Raw genomic sequence first — 17,481 nt, 5'->3', positions numbered from 1 at the left:
CTGCACCTAGGGTCTCCGCAACCGGATGAACAGGTGACACCGATGGAAGACCTCTGGCCCAAAGTGATGATTGTGGCAAATCCCGTGGTGCTCGCCATCGTGCTTGCCTATTCCTACGGTTTCATCGTGCGCAGCATGGCGACGCCGCTGGCCGCAAACTGCGCCATGGGCGTCGTGATGGGAACCGCCGCGATGCTCGCGATCCTGTCGCCGATGCAATTTGCCGAAGGCGTGATCGTCGACCTTCGCACCCTGATCGTGGGCCTCGCCGGCGCGTTTTTTGGGGCCATCGGCGTCGGGATCGCGGCAGCGATGGCAATCGCCACGCGGATATGGTCGGGCGGTGCGGGTACCGTCGCCGGTGTCAGCGGCATCGCCCTGGTGGCAATGCTCAGCATGGTTTGGGCCCGCTGGGTGCGGCCACGGATGACCTCGAACCTGCTGGCGCTGTTCTGGCTGGGGTTCGCTGTGAACCTGACGCTTGTCAGCGCCTTCCTGCTGCCGACACCTATCGCGGTCAGGTTCATGACAAATGTAGCGCCCGTTCTGGTTCCACTCAACTTCCTGGGTGCGATCCTGATCGGAAGCCTCATCATCTACGAAAAGCAGCAGATCGCCCTGACCTCTGACCTGATATCAGCCGCATCGACCGATCCGCTGACCAAACTCCTGAATCGCAGACGGTTGGTGGAACTCTATGACCGGCTCGCACAACCGAAAACGCCCAGTCGCGGCACTGCGATGCTGTGCTTTGACATCGATCACTTCAAGGGGATCAACGACACCTATGGCCACCTGATCGGGGATGAGGTGATCCTGAAGATCAAGGAGCGTATCTCGGCCTGTCTGCGGCCCAGTGATCTCTTCGCGCGCATCGGCGGGGACGAGTTTTTGATCATCCTCCCTGACGTCAGCGCACATCAGACCGCAACCATTGCAGAACGGTGTTGCGGTGCTGTCGGCTCCAACTCCCTGCGCATCGACACCGGAGACATCGACGTGACGATCAGCATCGGCGTCAACTGGTCGCGATCACATCAGGATTTCAACGCCCTCCTGTCGCAGACCGACCTGTGTCTTTACGAAGCGAAGGCCAAGGGGCGGGACTGTGTCGCCTACGGTTACGCGCCATTTGCGCAGGCAGCGGAAGGTGCATTGTCCGCGGCTCGACGGGCGAGCGCATGATTGCGGGGAAACGCACACCGCAATTGCCAAACGGACCAGGGTTGACCTTTTTCCAGGTGAAAGCCCGACATTTGATTGATGTCACCGGATATTGCCCGGTATTGCGCGGTCCGGGTGTCGCTCTAGCGGATCGCAGTTTTTGACCAATTGATCACGACAGCTGACCCGCACGGCGGTCCAATTCATCGCCATCCTACAAGAAACCAGTCGCCGTACGCCGTATGGGTCGCCTCAACGCACAGCGCAGGGCCAATCCACAGCACTAACTTTCCCGGAACGTATCCGTCAGGATTTTCATGACGTCGGACGCGTGGGTGAAGGGCAGACCATGACCTGCATGCTTGACCTCATCCTGTCTGGCGCTGCGGTTCCACTGGGCAAGCCGGCCCATCGCCGAGATCGGGATCACCTCGTCCTGCCCGCCCCAGACCGCAACGACCGGCACGTCCGCACGGCCCAACGCGCGGTGTTCTTGCTCCAGCGTTTCATCGAGCACCCCACGGCGGCTGGACATCACGGAACCAAGAAAACCGCGCCGGTCCAGTTCCGCTTCCTGCGCCGCGCGCACGGCCGGGGGGGCCTCTCCACCCGTCGCCAAGCCGCGCTTCATCCGCCGCGCGCCGATCACGTGATGCACCCAGTCACCGATCACCGGAACACGACGGCAGAACGCTGAAAACCCGCTCTCGCGCGTATCGACACCGGCAGTCGCCAGCAGGATGACCCGCTTGACCCGTTCGGGGTGCGCTGCGGCAAACGCCGTGACAATCGACCCGCCCATGGAATAGCCGACAAGCGTGATATCCTCGGCAACACTCTGATCCTGCAGCAGATCATCGAGTTGCCGCAGGAAAAACGCACGGTCCTGCCGGCCCGCAGGCGCGTCGGACAACCCGCGACCGTAGAGGTCATAGACCAAAACGCGGTAGCCCAGCGCACCGATCCCGGCAGCCAGATCGTCGAACGCGATGGAGGGGGTCGTCAACCCATGCACCATCACGGCCACCGGTCCGCGGACCGGACCGATCCAGCGGTAATGCGTGACGCCTTGCGACAGCCGGACGGTTCGCCCGGAAGACGCTTTGCGCTGCGCGGATGTGATCGGGCTACGCGCCTGTTCCAGAACGAACGGCAGCGCCGCGATGCCGCAGAACACGATCAGCAGAACGATCCAGCCCATCAGTCCTGCCCCTCCTGAATGATCGGAAACCAGTCGGTCCGCAGACGATCACCGTCCTGCATCCCGTGTCCCGGAAACGGCGGCGACGTGCGGCCCGGCCGTGTGACATAACGCGCGTCGTCGCCGACCCAGCGTAATGAAAGTGCCCGCCGCCGCGCCTGCGCGGTGTTACCACGCGCGCCATGTGCAGTGCGGAAATCGAAAAGCACGACATCGCCCGGTTCCATCGCCCATTCCAGCACGCGCTGGTTTTCGGGGTTGGCGTCCGGGTTCGGCACCGGGGTCCAGTCGCCGCTGTCGTAGAAATCGCTGTCGTCGGCCCAACTGACCGGACGGATCATCCTGTCCCAGCGATGCGATCCCGCGATAAACCGCAACGACGCCTCTTTGACCGGATCGAGCGGAATCCAAAGGCTGACCGTCTGTTCACCGGTCACGAAATAATAGGGCGCGTCCTGATGCCATGGCGTAGGCTTTGGCGTGCCGGGTTCCTTCACCAGCACATGATCGTGAAAGAACTGCGCACGCCGCGATTGCATCGCCTGCGCCGCGATCTTTGCCGCCGGGCTTTTGCGCACCACATCCTCGAACGGCGTGATGCGGGTCCAGTTGCAGTAGTCGTCGAAAAACCGACCCTGTGTGACCGCATTCTCAGAGGCATAGGGACCCGGGTCCGCCATGTTCTGCGCCACACCGTCGGCCATCACGTCAATCCAGTCGGCGAATACGCCGCGCAAAACGACGGCCCCATCACGCTGGAAATCGGCGATCTGCTCTTCCGTCATCGTCATTTCTCAGTCCACGCATCCAGAATGTAGCGGCTTGTCATCAGGTCGAGATGCGCGCCGCCGCCGTTCTTGAACAGGGTGATTTCGTCATCACTATGACGCTGAAACCGGTCCAGCGCATAATAATCCGCGATCACATGATCCGCTTCGATGATCCCTGCCGCGATCGGGATTTTCAGCTCTCCGATGTGACCCACGGTGGTGTGGCGGTTATCGACGAATACGCGCGACCGCAGCAGCGCCGCATCGTCGACCTCGCGCATATCGGGGCGATAGGCGCCGATCAGGTCGATATGCTGGCCGGGCTGCAACCAGTTGCCTCGGATCACCGGTTCGGTCGACATCGTGGCGCATGTCACGATATCGGCCGCGCGCACGGCAGTTTCCAGGTCGTCGGCGATGGTCACGTCCGGCAGGTCCGCCTGAAAGGCCTGCGCGCCCTCCGGCGAGCGGTTCCACACGGTGAAAGCAGCATCGGGAAAGGCAGCACTATAGGCCTGATAGAGCGACCGTCCGACAGTCCCCGCCCCCACGATCAGGATGTTGCGGCTGTCAGGGCGGGTCAGACGACGCGCTGCCAGCAGGCTGTCACCGGCGGTTTTCCATTTGGTCACCAGATGAAAATCGAGGATCGCCTCCAGCCTACCGTCATCATCCGAAAACAGGTTCACCGCGCCGCCGATCATCGGCTTGCCCGCAGCCTTGTTGCCGGGAAACACGGTTGCGCATTTCACCGCCAGACCCATCCCCGCGATCCAGGCGGACCGGTTCAGCAATGTGTTGTCGTCACGGTAAAGAAACACGTCCTCGACCTCGGCGGCCGGGGCATCGTGACCCGCGGCAAGCGCATCTGTCAGAGCCAGCCAATCCAGATTGGCCTCACCCTCGGCAAAGGGGATTATGACGGTCATTTCGCGTCCTCCGGTGTCAGCAATCCTTCGGCGACCAGCCGGTCGGCCCAGCCCTGCGGCGTGTCGAACAGATGCGTCTGCCAGCCACGCGCGGCGGCGGCATCGAGGTTTTCCTGTCTGTCATCCGCGAACAACAGGGCCGTGGGCGGCACGCCACAATCCTCCTCGACCATCTCATAAATCCGCGCATCCGGTTTCACGCATTTCATGTGGCCGGAGATGTAGCGTTTGTCGAACTCAGCCAGAAACGGATACACCGGCTCGGCCAGCGCAAAGGTTTCGACGCCGAAATTTGTCAGCGCGAAGACCGGCACACCCTTGATGCGCAGGGCGCGCAGCAAGCGCACGGAATGTGAAATCTCCGGTGTCGCCAACGCCAGCCAATCGTCGTGCCAGCGGCGGATATCCTCGCGGAATTCCGGATACTGCGCTGCCGTCGCATAGACCACATCGCGAAAATTCTCGCCCCGGTCGACGCGGTCGTTCATCGCGTGCAGGTCCACCGCGTCGAACATCGCACGGCGGCGGTCCTCTCCGACCACCCTGTCGAAGTAGCGTTCCGGCTGCCATTCGATCAGCACGTTGCCGATGTCGAAGACAACGGCCTTGATGTCGGACATATGTGGGCTCCCTGATGGCTGTCCGCACTCTACCGGTTGGGGCCGCGCCGTCCAGTCAGCGGCGCAGAATCGCCGCCTGCCGCTGCTCGCGCCATATGGTCACCAGTCCCGATCCGACGATCAGCACGATGCCCGCATATGTCACCGCATCGGGCCATTCGTCGAACACGGCGATACCCCAGACGACGGCCAGTGGCATTGCGAGATACTCGAACGGAGCGACCACCGCCGCTTCCGCCACACGGTAGGCCTGACTGATGAAAAACCCGGCAAATGCGATGCCGCTGCCCAGTAAAATGAAGAGCGGCCAGTCGGCGACGGCGGGCCAGACCCAAGAACGGAACAGAAACGACAGCGACGGATCGTCGAAGGTGTCGAACCGCCCGTCGCCGATCAGCAGACCGGCGACGACACCCACGATCACGAAGGTCAGCTGAATATAGAGCGCCATCGTCGTGGCGCTTTCGGTGCCGCCGATCTTGCGGGTCAGCATGTGCAGGGAGGCGTAGCAGAACGCAGCCCCCAGAGGCAGCAGCGACGCCAGTTGAAACGCACCGGTGCCGGGGCGCATAACCACCAGCACGCCGACGAACCCGGTTGCGATGGCCGCCCAGCGCCACGGCCCCACGACCTCGCGCAGGAATACGACCGAAAAGGCAGTGATCAGCAGCGGGCTGATGAAGAAAATCGCGACCGCATCGGCGAAGGGCATCGCCGCGAGACCCAGAAAGAACAGCATATTGGCGAAGACGACGAACATGCCCCGCAGCAGATGCGCAACCAGCCTGCGGGTGCGGAACGCGCGCAAGCCACCGGTCAGCGGCATGATGAAACCACAGATGATCGTGAACCCGATCAGCGACCGGATCATCACGACCTGATGCAGGGCATAGTCGCCGCTCACGAACTTGATGATGACGTCGTTGAAGGAAAAGAAGGCGACCGCCAGCAGCGCCGACAGTGCCCCCAGTTGCGCCGGGCGCAGTGCACTTAGCCAGCCGGTCACCTGCGCACCGCCGCGGCGCGACGCAACGTGGTTTCCAGCGCATCCAGAAACCGCGACCTGTCAGCCTTGGAAAACGGTTTTCCGCCGCCCTGCCGGAACGGATCGGCCGCGCGCATGTCCGCCATCAGGTCCCGGGTCGCCAGCACGTTGCCGATATTGGCCTGCGTCAGCGCCTCGCCGTTGTGTTTGAGCACAAGCGCACCGTTCTCGACACAGCGCGCGGCCAGTGGAATATCCCCGGTGATCACCACGTCGCCCACCGTCGCTCTATCGGCGATCCACATATCGGCGACATCGGGACCGTCCGGCACGATCACGGTTTCGACAAGCGGATTCTGCGACGGCCGCAAACCACCGTTCGATACGATGAACATCCGCACCTTGTGGCGCGTGCCGACACGTTCGACCTCGGCCTTGACCGGGCAGGCGTCGGCATCGACGTAGATCATGCGTAAAGCGCCTCGGCATGGAAGGCGACATGATCTTCCATGAAGGTCGCAACAAAGAAATACGAATGATCGTAGCCCTTTTGCAGCCGGATCTGCGCCGGTTGCCGTTGCGCGGCGATCGCCTGCGCGAGATGCTCTGTCCCCAACAGATTGCCGAACTGATCGTCGGTGCCGGTGTCGATCAGGATCGGCCCGTCGAAGCCATCGTCCCGCATCAGCAGGGTCGCGTCGTGGGCGGCCCATTTGCTTTCATCCTCACCCAGATAGGCGCTGAACTGCTTGCGGCCCCAGTCGCTTTGCGTCGGATGACAGATCGGGGCAAAGGCAGAGACCGACCGGAACCGCCCCGGCAAGCCCATCGCCAATGTCAGCGCACCGTGCCCGCCCATCGAATGCCCGGTGATCGCCTGCCGGTCCATGTCGAGCGGGAACCTGTCGCCCAGCAACGCAGGCAACTCGTCAGCCACGTAATCCCACATCCTGAAGTGCGCAGCCCACGGGTCCTGCGTGGCGTTCAGATAGAATCCCGCACCCTGCCCCAGATCGAAAGCGTCGTCGTCCGCGACGCCCTCGCCCCGTGGCGAGGTATCGGGAAACACAAGCGCGATCCCCTGTTCCGCCGCCCAGCCCTGCGCGCCGGCCTTGTCCATCGCATTGGCGTGGGTGCAGGTCAGGCCCGACAGATACCACAGCACAGGTACCGGCCCGTGCGCCGCCTCTTCCGGCAGGAACAGCCCGAAAGTCATGTCGGTCCCGGTCGCGGTAGAGGCGTGGGTATAGACCCCCTGCGTGCCGCCATGGCAGCGGTTTTCGGATACAGTTTTCATGGGCGGCGCTCCTTCGCTTTTCGCCCAATGGCTATCCCAGCCTCAAAGCGTTGTCACCCATGCGATCACACCGGAAACCGTCAGCACGCTCAGCACCGTGGATACCAGGATCGCGGCGGAGACGCGCGCAGGTGCCACGCCATAGTGCTGCGCGATCATATAGACGTTGCCCGCGACCGGCAGGGCCGCCGCCGCGATCATGACACCAGCAGCATAGGGTTCGACCCGAAAAACGAACAACGCCGCTACGGCCACCGCCGCCGGGTGCAGCGCAAGTTTGCACAGCGTCAGCCAGCCTGCCACGGCCAGCCGTTCCGCCGACTTGCTGGCCAGCGACGCGCCGATGGCGAACAGTGCGCCGGGCGTCGCCGCCCCGCCCAGGATCGTCACGAATTCGTTGAGCGGCACCGGGATCGGCAAACGGAAGCCTGACACCAGCAGCCCAAGCCCCATCGACATGATCATCGGGTTCTTCAACAATCCCAGCCCGACCGTACGCAGGATCCCGAAACTGACCCGCCCGTCGCGCGATCCGGTGATCAGAATCACGATCAGGCTGCCAAAGAAGATCAGATCGACCGCAAGCACCATCATCACCGGGCCGATGGCGTCTTGGCCCAGCAGCAGGACCAGCATCGGAATGCCCAGAAAGCCTACGTTCCCGATCACGGCGACCTGCGCCTCGACTGCGCCTTCGGCCACCGTCAGCCCACGCAAAAGCGCCACGAGGGTCGCGATCAGATAGACGAACAACGTGCCGCCGAAATAGGCCAACACGAACCGCAGGTCGAAGATGTCCGCCAGCGAAAGGTTCGCGGCAAAGCGGAACAGCATCGCCGACAGGGCGAAATAGAATACGAATTTCGTGAGATACGCCGTCGCTTCCGCCGTAAAGAACCCCGTGCGCGCCGCACCGTATCCCAATGCGATCAAGGCAAAGAACGGCAGCGTTTGCAGGAATATGGCCAGCACGCTAGTCGAAGGCCCCCGTCACCCGCCCCATCAGCATGAAGGCGCGCGCGGTGCGGGTTTCCGACAGCGCGGCGATCTCCTCGTCGCTGGCCTGCGGCTCGAACGCCTGCAGCATCTGGTCGAACTTGCGCAGGAAATGGTGTGCCGCATCGCGAAAGATCGTGTCCTCGCGCATCCGCCCCGCCGCCAGCGCCAACGACGACCGGTCACGCACCCCGCCCAGCGCCGCCATCGGCCGCCCGCGTTCGCCACGCGCAAAACGCCGCCACAATTCGGGGCGGGCACGGTCGGGGCGCAGATCGTCCATATAGATGCCGTCCTGCGACAGCAGCGTCAGCAGGTCCTGACTGGCCTGCACCAACTGCCGTGCACTGCGATCCTTGAGCGCGCGGCGCAACGCGGCGAACCCCTTGGTGTCCTGTTCAGTGTCAGGAAAGTTCAGCGCGCGGATCAGATCGGAATTCAGCAGCGGCGGCGTGATGTCATCAGCAGAGGTGCCCAGCGCCAGCGCGGGCTGGTCGTCCTGCGGTGCTTTCGCGCGTTCGGTGACGAGTTTCTGCGCCTCGCGCGACGATGTGAAGGTCGCCAGCGCGGTTTCCGTTTTGCGGGTCGCTTGAGCGATCTCGTTCAGCTTCTTCTCGACCGTGGGTTCGATCGCGGCCCCGGCGGGACGCCCCTGACGTTCGGCCAGATAGGTCTGGCGCATCCCGTCGATTGCGGTGTGCAAGCGCTGTGCCTCTTCACGCATGACGCGCGCGGACCGGGCGGCAGCGACCGCCACCCAGATCATCGCCACGGGCAGAAAAATCGCCATCAGGGTCAGAACGAACCGCAGACTGTCGAATGACGCCGCATCACCGGTCGGCGGAAGTACCAGAAAGAACAGCCCGACGACCAGCATCCAGCCGACCGACAATGCCAGCGCGATCACCTCAGCGCGGGACGTCGCCGATTTGGCGGGTGGTTGCGGCTGTGGGGTGCGTGCCATCGGCGACCGGTTACTTGTAGGCGATCGACAGGATTTCGTAGGCACGGTCACCACCCGGCGTGCGCACCTCGACGCTGTCACCTTCCTCTTTACCGATCAATGCACGGGCCAGCGGCGACTTGATGTTCAGCAACCCGGCCTCGATATCCGCCTCGTACTCGCCGACGATCTGATAGGTCTTTTCCTCGTCGGTATCCTCGTCGACCAGCGTGACATGCGCGCCGAACTTGACGTTGCCCGACATCTTGGCCGTGTCGATGACATCGGCGAGCGAGATCACGCCCTCCAACTCCTTCACCCGGCCTTCGATGAATGACTGCTTTTCCTTGGCGGAATGATACTCGGCATTTTCCGACAAATCACCATGCTCGCGCGCCTCCGCAATGGCGCGGATGATCGCCGGACGTTCCACCGATTTGAGGTGCTTGAGCTCCGCATCCAGCTTGTTGAAGCCGGTCCGTGTCAAAGGTATCTTTTCCATGCGCGTGCACCCCTCCGGGGCTGTTTGGTGTCAATCGGACGTTCATACATTAGTCTGCCATCGGAAAGTCAAGGGCAAGCCCGTGTTTGCGGGCCGGATCGGCGGTTTTGTCGTGGCGTCCCGATTGCCCAGTCATGGCACTTGCGCTAGGTCGGTTTGCAACTGATTTCATGATTGATGCGGGCGCTGCCCCCGGACGCAAGCAAAGGATACCAACCATGGCCGAAATCGAACGCGAAGCAATGGATTACGATGTGGTCATCGTGGGCGCCGGGCCCGCAGGCCTGTCTGCGGCGATCCGCCTGAAGCAACTCGATGCCGATCTGAACGTCGTCGTGCTGGAAAAAGGGTCCGAAGTGGGCGCGCATATCCTGTCCGGCGCGGTGCTCGACCCGTCCGGCCTCGACAAGCTGATCCCGGACTGGAAGGCCAAGGGCGCGCCGCTGAACGTGCCGGTCAAGGCCGACAACTTCTACATGCTGGGCGAGGCGGGCAAACTGCGCGTGCCGAACTTCGCCATGCCGCCGCTGATGAACAACCACGGCAACTACATCGTGTCGATGGGCAACGTCTGCCGCTGGATGGCCGAACAGGCCGAAGAACTGGGCGTGGAAATCTTCCCAGGCATGGCCTGTTCCGAACTGGTCTATGGCGACGATGGCGAGGTCAAGGGCGTGGTCGCCGGTGAATTCGGCATCGAATCCGACGGCACCAAGGGGGCTAACTACGAACCCGGCATGATCCTGAACGGCAAATATGTCTTCCTGTCCGAAGGCGTGCGTGGATCGCTGTCGAAGCAGGTGATCGCGAAATACGATCTGGATGCGGACGCCGACGTTCAGAAATACGGCCTCGGCATGAAGGAAATCTGGGAAATCGACCCGGAGAAACATAAAGAAGGCACCGTCACCCACACCATGGGCTGGCCGCTGTCGGAAACCGGCGCGGGCGGTGGATCGTTCATTTACCACCTCGACAACAACCAAGTCTACGTGGGTTTCGTTGTCCACCTCGGCTACAAGAACCCGCACACCTTCCCCTACATGGAATTCCAGCGGTTCAAGCACCATCCGATGGTCGCCGAACTACTGAAGGGCGGCAAGCGGGTGGCCTATGGCGCGCGCGCGATCACCGAGGGCGGCTACCAATCCATGCCGAAACTGACCTTCCCCGGCGGCGCGCTGCTGGGCTGTTCGGCGGGCATGGTCAACGTGCCGCGCATCAAGGGCAACCATAACGCCATGCTGTCGGGGATCGCGGCGGCAGAGGCCGCGCACCACGCGATCAAGGCGCACCGTCAGGGTGACGAACTGACCGCCTACGAAAAAGAGGTCCGCGACGGGCCGATCGGCACCGACCTGCTCCGCGTGCGCAACGTCAAACCGCTCTGGTCGAAATACGGGCTGCTGGCGTCGCTGGGCATCGGCGGCATGGATATGTGGACCAACACCTTCGGCTTCTCCCTGCTCGGTACGCTCAAGCACGGCAAGTCCGATGCCGCAGCGACAGAGCCCGCAGGCAAGCACAAGCCGATCGACTACCCCAAGCCCGACGGAAAGCTGTCGTTCGACCGGCTCACGAACGTCGCCTTCAGCTTCACCAACCACGAGGAAAGCCAGCCCGCACACCTCAAGCTCAAGGACCCGTCGATCCCGGTCGACGTGAACCTGCCGACCTATGCCGGTCCCTCGGCGCGCTATTGCCCGGCGGGTGTCTATGAATTCGTGGGCGAGGGCGTGGATACGAAATTCCAGATCAATTTCCAGAACTGTGTCCACTGCAAGACCTGCGACATCAAGGACCCGAGCCAGAACATCACCTGGACCGTGCCGCAGGGCGGCGACGGTCCGAACTACCCGAATATGTAGCGGCCGGGGGGCGTCGCGCCCCCCACCTCGGCAAGGCCCCGCCGCTCTCGGCACGATCCCGCAGCTTTTGCGGCCTGCGGCAATCGGGCAATTGCGCAGATTCGCACCCTCCCCTAGGGTCCGCCTGAACCAAACGGGGGCATTGGGCATGTTCAGAAAATTCACGATGACGACGGGTGTTCTGGCGATGCTCGCGGGCCCGCTTCACGCGCAAAGCGACCCTGGCTCGTATCTTGCGGCGCGGCAGGCCGATTTCGCCAACGACTACGTCGCGGCGGCCCGCTACTACGGCAATGCCCTGCTGTCGGACCCGTCCAATCCGCAACTGCTCGAAGGCACGATGGCGTCGCACCTGTCACTCGGCAATATCGACGCCGCGGCCAGTATCGCGGACGCGATGGTCGACTACGGTATCGAAAGCCAGGTCGCCAATATCGTGCGCAACGTCGACGCCGCCCGGAGCGACAACTGGGTCGCGATCTTCGAGGCGCTGGAGGCTGGACATTCCGTCGGCCCGCTGGTCGACGGTCTGGCACAGGCCTGGGCGCATATGGGCGAAGGCAAGGTCAACAAGGCCCTGATGAGCTTTGACGAAGTGATAGATGCCCCGGGTCTGCGCGCCTACGGCCTGTTGCACAAGGCGCAGGCGCTCGCCTCCGTCGGCGATTTCGAAGGCGCGGAGGCGCTGCTGTCGCTCTCACCGGACGGGGGCGTCCGCCACAACCGGCGCAGCGCGATTGCACTGGCGCAGATCCTCAGCCAGCTTGACCGGAACCCGGACGCTATCGCCCTGATCGACGCGGTCTTCGGCGACAGGCTCGACACCCGGCTGGAAAAGATGCGCGCCGATCTGGAGGCCGGAGATACCCTGCCCTACGACATGGTGCGCAGCGCACGCGACGGTTTGGGCGAGGTGTTCTTTCTTGTCGGCAGCGCCCTGCGGGGGGAGACGCCTGACGGCTATACCCTGCTTTACGTGCGTGCCGCGCAGGCCCTGCGCCCCGACGATACCGAAATCCTGATGGTGGCGGCGGATCTGCTCGACGATCTGGGCCGTTACGAAATGTCGAGCGCGGCCTTCGCGCAAGTCTCACCCGACGACCCCGCTTATATCGAGGCGGAACTGGGCCGTGCCGAAGCGTTGCGCAAGGCTGAAAACTTCGCCGCCGCCGTCGAGGTGCTGCAATCGCTCTCGCGCCAGTATCCCGAAACGCCGCGCATCTATGCCGCCACCGGCGACGTCCTGCGGCAGATGGATCGTGATCAGGACGCGAACGCGGCCTATACACAGGCGCTGGACCTTTATCCGGAGGATGACCCAGCCTTGTGGTTCGTCCACTACACCCGCGCGATCACCTATTTCATGCTCGATCAGTGGCCCGAGGCAGAGGCTGACTTTCGCGCCGCGCTTGCGATCAATCCCGAACAGCCCCAGGTCCTGAACTTTCTGGGATATTCACTGGTCGAGCGCGGCGAAAAGCTGGACGAGGCACTCGACATGATCGAACGCGCCGTCGCGGCCCAACCCGACAACGGGGCCATCGTCGACAGTCTCGGCTGGGTCTATTTTCAGCTGGGCCGCTATCAGGACGCGGTCGAACCGATGGAACGCGCGGCGTCGCTGGAACCGGTCGATCCTGTGATCAACGACCATCTGGGCGATGTCTACTGGGCCGTCGGTCGCGAAATCGAAGCGCAGTTTCAGTGGGAACGCGCACTGTCGTTTGATCCCGAAGAGGACGAAGCCATCCGCATCCGCCGCAAGCTCGACGTCGGTCTCGATGCCGTGTTGATCGAGGAAGGTGCAGAGCCTGTTCGCGTCGCAAGCGATGACTGATCGGCAATGATGCTGCAGACGATCAAGGCTCCGGCCAAGCTGAACTTGACGCTGCATGTCACCGGGCAGCGCGGCGACGGCTACCACCTTCTGGACAGTCTCGTCGTTTTCGCCGACGCCAGCGATACCCTGTCGATACGCCCCGCGCCGGACCTGCGGCTCAGCGTGTCGGGGCCGTTTGCAGAAGGCGTGCCGACCGATCATTCAAACCTTGTCATTCGCGCCGCCGAAACCCTGCGCCGCCTGCGCAACGTGACCGCGGGCGCGGATATCACCCTTGAAAAACAATTGCCCCACGCGGCAGGTGTCGGCAGCGGATCGGCGGATGCCGCAGCCGCGCTCACCGTTCTGGCGCAGGTCTGGAACGTCGCCCCGCTGACGCCGCAGGACGATGCCGTCGCGCGGCTCGGCGCGGATGTTCCCGTCTGCCTTGCCGGTCCCGCACCGCAGCGTATGCAGGGTATCGGCGATACCGTGACGCCGGTGCCGCGCCTGCCGCGCTGTGCCGCTGTTCTTGTGAACCCGAAAATCGCCGTGCCCACGGCACCGACCTTCGCCGCGCTTCAATCGAAGACAAATCCGGGCATGTCCGATCTGGCCGCACAGCTTGATTTCGACGGGTTCATCGGCTGGCTCGACCAGCAACGCAACGATCTGCAGGTCCCGGCAACCACAATCGTGCCCGAAATTGCGCACGCCTTGACCCGGATGCGCAAGATACCAAACGTCGCATGGGCCGGAATGTCCGGATCCGGGGCGACATGTGTGGCACTGGTCAGGGATATGGCGACCGCGCGGCAGGTCGCACGGGTCATTCAGGTGGCCGAAATGGGCTGGTGGGTCACGCCCGCCCGCATCCTGAGCGTCTAGGTAATCCGCGCCACGACGTAGTCGGACAGGTCTTCCAGCATGGTCCGCAACGGGTGTTCGGGAACGGCAGACAGCGATGCACGCGCGCGGCCAGCCCATTCGATCGCGGTATCGCGCGTGCTGTCCATCGTGCCGTGTTTGGCGAGCAGGGCCTGCGCCTGTTCTAGATCGCCGTCCTCCTGTCGGCCCTTGCCGATGGTCCGCGTCCAGAACGCCTGCTCCGTCACATCCGCGGCAGCGATTGCGCGGATCACCGGGAGTGTCAGCTTACGCTCGCGGAAATCATCACCGGTGTTCTTGCCGATGGCGTCACTGCCGCCATAGTCCAGCAAATCGTCCACGATCTGGAACGCGATGCCCAGCGCATCGCCATAGTCGAACAGCGCCTGTTTCGTGGCCGCGTCCTGCCCGGCGATCTCTCCGCCCACTTCCATCGCGGCGGAGAACAGCGCCGCCGTCTTGCCGCGCACGACTTTCAGGTAGGTCTCTTCCGTGGTGGTGATATCAGCAGCGGCGGTCAGTTGCAGCACCTCGCCCTCTGCAATCGTCGCGGCGGCATTGGCCAGAATATCCAGCACCCGCAGCGATCCGGTTTCCACCATCAGCTGGAACGACCGCGCGAACAGGTAGTCACCGACCAGCACCGACGACGAATTGTCCCACAGCAGGTTGGCCGTTGGCCGCCCGCGCCGCTGGTTACTCTCGTCGACCACATCGTCGTGCAACAGCGTGGCGGTGTGGATAAACTCCACCGTCGCGGCCAGATGCACATGATAAGGTCCGTCGTAGCCACACATCCGCGCCGCCGCCAGCGTCAGCATCGGGCGCAGCCGCTTGCCGCCCGCCTCGACCAGATGCGCCGTCACTTCGGGGATGCGGGGCGCGTGTTCGGATGCCATCCGCGCGCGGATCATCGCGTTGACGGCGCTCAGATCGTCGGCCAGCGCCGCGGCGAGTTGCTCGTGCGGTTTCGTGGCTGCAACATCAAGACTCATCACTGATCCCGGCGTGTTTATAGACAAAGGCGGCGGCCCGCCCTAGGTCATCATTATGAAAGAACTTCTGCGCACAAACGACCCGACCGTCATCGCCTTTGCCAGCGCCCTGTTGGATGGCGAGGGTATAACCTTCTTTGAATTCGACGTAAATATGAGCGTGCTGGAAGGCAGCATAGGCATATTGCCGCGGCGCTTGATGGTCGCCGACCGCGATCTGTTTCTGGCCGAAAGCGTCATGCGCGACAACGAGATCGACCTTGGCCGGTGACGACAGTGCCGATCTGACCCGCGATGCCTTTCTGGGCGGCAAGGTCATGGCCTGGCAACCCGCGCGCGGATTTCGCTCCGGAATCGATGCCGTCCTGCTGGCGGCAGCCGTGCCAGCGAAAGCGGGGCAAAGCGTTCTGGAACTGGGCTGCGGTGCGGGGGTCGCATCGCTCTGCCTCGGTGCCCGCGTCGGCGGACTGTCCCAAACCGGGGTCGAGGTGCAGCCTGCGTATGCCGCACTCGCCGCCCGGAATGGTCCCGCCATGAGCATCGTGAACGCCGATCTGCGCGCACTTCCGCCCGATCTGCGCCAGCGCCAGTTTCACCACGTCATGATGAACCCGCCATATTTCGACCGCGCGCGGGGCACCGCCGCCAGCGACACAGGCCGCGATCTGGCGCTGTCGGGCGACACACCGCTGGCTGACTGGATCGACGTCGCCGCCAAACGGCTCGCGCCCAAAGGGTATCTGACGATGATCCAGCACATGACCCGCCTGCCAGAAGTGCTGTCCCACCTGCAGGGCAGGCTCGGGTCGGTCATCGTTCTGCCGATCATGCCGCGACCGAACCGCGCACCCGATCTGTTTTTGCTGCAGGCGCGACATGGCGGGCGGGCGCCGTTTATGATGCGCCCCCCGCTTTTGATGCACGAACACCCGACCCATGACGGCGACCGCGAAAGCTATACCCCGCAGATCAACGCGATTTTGCGCGATGGCGCGGGATTGGACAGTGCTGCTTAACGAAATGGCAATCCTTTCGGCACAGCATCGCTGACAGATCGGCAATGCTGCCCCGCGGCGTGACAGATCGTTCCAACTATGGTGCTATGAATGCACTTTCACACTTCAGAGGAGGACGACCATGAGCTTGAGTTCGCATTTGCAGGAACTGAAGAAGAAACACGAAAACCTCTCTGCCTCGGTCGAGGCGCTGCAACGCTCTCCCGCGACCGACGATCTTGAAATTGCGAAGCTGAAAAAGCAGAAGCTTATGCTCAAGGAAGAAATCACGCGCCTCGCCGCGCACTGACCAGCTATTGGCGCTGGCGGCGTTCGCCAGCGTCGCTTCCCGGCGCACGACAGCGATCAAAGGTCCACAGCCCTCACAAATGTGCGGCCTGCCTCGAATGATTTCGTGGCCTGGATTTCTTTTTTTACCCACTCATGAAATGCCGCGACATGCGGGCGTTTCTCGTGGCCTTTCGGGCACACGAACCTGAACTGCGCCTCGATCACAAGGCCAAGGCTGAACGGTGCCACAAGACGGCCGGTCTGTAAGGCGCGCGTCGCCAGCGAGACCCGCCCGAGAACGACACCCGCACCGGCCATCGCCGCATCGAGCGCGTGGTCGGCTTGTGAAAACTGCGGGCCGTGTGCCGTGTCGACATCCACCTTTGCCGCGCGGCACCACGCCGCCCAGTCCGAAGGTGTGCGAAACCCCGACAGCGAATTGTCATGGATCAGCGTTACACCCGTCAGATCAGCCGGATCACGTAAGCCGGCGGCGATTTCAGGGGTCATCATCGGCGTCGCCCATTCCTTGATGAGCGGGTCGGTATAAAGCGCAGGATCGGCATCGACACCGAAACGGATGGCCACGTCGACAGCGTCCCGGTCAAAATCAGCGACCCGCAGCCCGGCTGCGAACCGCAACTCGACCTCGGGGTGGGCCTGTGCGAAATCGTACATGCGCGGCGCCAGCCATTTCGACGTGAATGCAGGCCCGGCCGTGACGGTCAGCACGCCGGTATTCGTCAAACGCCGGGTGTTCCTCCATGCTGCCGTCAGCGACGCAAACCCGTCCGCCACACCCGGTGCAAGTGTGCGCCCGGCCTCCGTCAACGCGACAGCGCGGTTCAGGCGGTGGAAAAGCGGCTGACCCAGATCGGTCTCAAGCGACTTGATCTGATAGGACAGCGCCGCGGGCGTGACGAATAATTCCGCCGCAGCCTGCGCAAACGACATATGGCGCGCCGCGGCCTCGAAGGCACGCAATGCGGTCAGGGATGGCAGTCGATCAGACATATTCAGTTAAATACAGCTTAACCGAAGTGATGAAAAGTCTCGTTTGCGATGCAGCATTCCAAACGCCATATTATAGTCAAACGCCGAAACCTCTCAAAGGATTTGAACCATGATCGAGACAGCACGCAACACCCGTGAAGCAAACGCCTACCGCATCGCCCACGCCGAACGAGGTGCGGCTTTGCGCCATGTTATCCGGTGGAT

General features: G+C 63.0%; 19 protein-coding genes. 7 read left to right on the top strand and 12 right to left on the bottom strand.

The genetic code is table 11. From position 1 onward, the window contains the following. Nucleotides 1-42 precede the first annotated feature (42 nt). On the top strand, nucleotides 43-1,185 hold the full coding sequence (locus AC04PH_RS02615) for a GGDEF domain-containing protein (RefSeq protein WP_483064186.1): 1,143 nt from the start codon (nucleotides 43-45) through the stop codon (nucleotides 1,183-1,185). 262 nt (nucleotides 1,186-1,447) lie between these two features. Here AC04PH_RS02615 and AC04PH_RS02610 read toward each other — a convergent pair whose 3' ends face one another. Genes AC04PH_RS02610 through greA form a run of 10 tightly spaced genes read right to left on the bottom strand, consistent with a single transcriptional unit; the run spans nucleotide 1,448 to nucleotide 9,407 of the window. Next, on the bottom strand, nucleotides 1,448-2,365 hold the full coding sequence (locus AC04PH_RS02610) for an alpha/beta fold hydrolase (RefSeq protein ID WP_483064185.1): 918 nt from the start codon (nucleotides 2,363-2,365) through the stop codon (nucleotides 1,448-1,450). Beyond that, nucleotides 2,365-3,156 carry a phytanoyl-CoA dioxygenase family protein gene (locus AC04PH_RS02605; RefSeq protein ID WP_483064184.1) on the bottom strand — a complete coding sequence of 264 codons (792 nt, stop codon included), beginning with the start codon at nucleotides 3,154-3,156 and terminating at the stop codon, nucleotides 2,365-2,367. The genes AC04PH_RS02610 and AC04PH_RS02605 overlap by 1 nt, the downstream gene beginning before the upstream one ends. Continuing rightward, nucleotides 3,153-4,064: an ornithine cyclodeaminase family protein gene (locus AC04PH_RS02600; RefSeq protein WP_483064183.1), complete on the bottom strand. Its 912-nt coding sequence runs from the start codon at nucleotides 4,062-4,064 to the stop codon at nucleotides 3,153-3,155. Before AC04PH_RS02600 ends, AC04PH_RS02605 begins: the two co-directional genes overlap by 4 nt. Further along, on the bottom strand, nucleotides 4,061-4,684 hold the full coding sequence (locus AC04PH_RS02595) for an HAD family hydrolase (protein ID WP_483064182.1): 624 nt from the start codon (nucleotides 4,682-4,684) through the stop codon (nucleotides 4,061-4,063). Before AC04PH_RS02595 ends, AC04PH_RS02600 begins: the two co-directional genes overlap by 4 nt. A 55-nt stretch (nucleotides 4,685-4,739) precedes the next feature. Then, complete coding sequence (locus AC04PH_RS02590) at nucleotides 4,740-5,690, bottom strand: DMT family transporter (RefSeq protein WP_483064181.1); 951 nt, start codon at nucleotides 5,688-5,690, stop codon at nucleotides 4,740-4,742. Continuing rightward, a complete protein-coding gene (locus tag AC04PH_RS02585) occupies nucleotides 5,687-6,139 on the bottom strand; it encodes a YaiI/YqxD family protein (RefSeq protein WP_483064180.1) in 453 nt (150 codons plus the stop codon). Before AC04PH_RS02585 ends, AC04PH_RS02590 begins: the two co-directional genes overlap by 4 nt. After that, complete coding sequence (fghA, locus tag AC04PH_RS02580) at nucleotides 6,136-6,966, bottom strand: S-formylglutathione hydrolase (RefSeq protein ID WP_483064179.1); 831 nt, start codon at nucleotides 6,964-6,966, stop codon at nucleotides 6,136-6,138. Before fghA ends, AC04PH_RS02585 begins: the two co-directional genes overlap by 4 nt. Nucleotides 6,967-7,008: 42 nt before the next feature. Beyond that, the gene (locus AC04PH_RS02575; RefSeq protein ID WP_483064178.1) at nucleotides 7,009-7,938 is read right to left on the bottom strand and encodes an AEC family transporter; all 930 of its coding nucleotides are present in this window, start codon (nucleotides 7,936-7,938) and stop codon (nucleotides 7,009-7,011) included. A gap of 1 nt (nucleotide 7,939) precedes the next feature. Continuing rightward, the gene (locus AC04PH_RS02570) at nucleotides 7,940-8,926 is read right to left on the bottom strand and encodes a hypothetical protein (RefSeq protein ID WP_483064177.1); all 987 of its coding nucleotides are present in this window, start codon (nucleotides 8,924-8,926) and stop codon (nucleotides 7,940-7,942) included. 10 nt (nucleotides 8,927-8,936) lie between these two features. Next, nucleotides 8,937-9,407, bottom strand: coding sequence for a transcription elongation factor GreA (greA, locus tag AC04PH_RS02565; protein WP_483064176.1), 471 nt, complete (start codon nucleotides 9,405-9,407; stop codon nucleotides 8,937-8,939). Between the two features lie 218 nt (nucleotides 9,408-9,625). On the opposite strand from greA, the gene AC04PH_RS02560 reads away from it, so the two are divergent. From AC04PH_RS02560 to AC04PH_RS02550, 3 genes are all read left to right on the top strand, one after another. Next, entirely contained in the window at nucleotides 9,626-11,275 is a 1,650-nt protein-coding gene (locus AC04PH_RS02560; protein ID WP_483064175.1) for an electron transfer flavoprotein-ubiquinone oxidoreductase, read from the top strand. Nucleotides 11,276-11,423: 148 nt separating this feature from the next. Continuing rightward, nucleotides 11,424-13,112, top strand: coding sequence for a tetratricopeptide repeat protein (locus AC04PH_RS02555; protein ID WP_483064174.1), 1,689 nt, complete (start codon nucleotides 11,424-11,426; stop codon nucleotides 13,110-13,112). 6 nt (nucleotides 13,113-13,118) lie between these two features. Continuing rightward, on the top strand, nucleotides 13,119-13,982 hold the full coding sequence (locus AC04PH_RS02550) for a 4-(cytidine 5'-diphospho)-2-C-methyl-D-erythritol kinase (RefSeq protein ID WP_483064173.1): 864 nt from the start codon (nucleotides 13,119-13,121) through the stop codon (nucleotides 13,980-13,982). Here AC04PH_RS02550 and AC04PH_RS02545 read toward each other — a convergent pair. Continuing rightward, nucleotides 13,979-14,977, bottom strand: a complete 999-nt coding sequence (locus tag AC04PH_RS02545; RefSeq protein ID WP_483064172.1) for a polyprenyl synthetase family protein — start codon at nucleotides 14,975-14,977, stop codon at nucleotides 13,979-13,981. The two genes, AC04PH_RS02550 and AC04PH_RS02545, sit on opposite strands and share 4 nt — an antisense overlap. 55 nt (nucleotides 14,978-15,032) lie before the next feature. Here AC04PH_RS02545 and AC04PH_RS02540 point away from each other — a divergent pair, with 55 nt between their 5' ends. The 3 genes from AC04PH_RS02540 (at nucleotide 15,033) to AC04PH_RS02530 (ending at nucleotide 16,282) form a co-directional block, all read left to right on the top strand. Then, nucleotides 15,033-15,248, top strand: coding sequence for a putative signal transducing protein (locus AC04PH_RS02540; RefSeq protein ID WP_483064171.1), 216 nt, complete (start codon nucleotides 15,033-15,035; stop codon nucleotides 15,246-15,248). A gap of 46 nt (nucleotides 15,249-15,294) precedes the next feature. After that, entirely contained in the window at nucleotides 15,295-15,993 is a 699-nt protein-coding gene (locus tag AC04PH_RS02535) for a tRNA1(Val) (adenine(37)-N6)-methyltransferase (RefSeq protein ID WP_483066135.1), read from the top strand. Nucleotides 15,994-16,114: 121 nt separating this feature from the next. After that, on the top strand, nucleotides 16,115-16,282 hold the full coding sequence (locus AC04PH_RS02530) for a YdcH family protein (RefSeq protein WP_483064170.1): 168 nt from the start codon (nucleotides 16,115-16,117) through the stop codon (nucleotides 16,280-16,282). A 56-nt stretch (nucleotides 16,283-16,338) separates the two neighbouring features. On the opposite strand, the gene gcvA is transcribed toward AC04PH_RS02530, so the two are convergent. Further along, a complete protein-coding gene (gcvA, locus tag AC04PH_RS02525) occupies nucleotides 16,339-17,277 on the bottom strand; it encodes a transcriptional regulator GcvA (RefSeq protein WP_483064169.1) in 939 nt (312 codons plus the stop codon). Nucleotides 17,278-17,481: the final 204 nt, after the last annotated feature.

The organism is Yoonia sp. KMU-150, from assembly GCF_056858355.1.
Note: the sequence above shows the minus strand (reverse complement) of the source record. Positions and strands in the feature narration are given on the sequence as shown.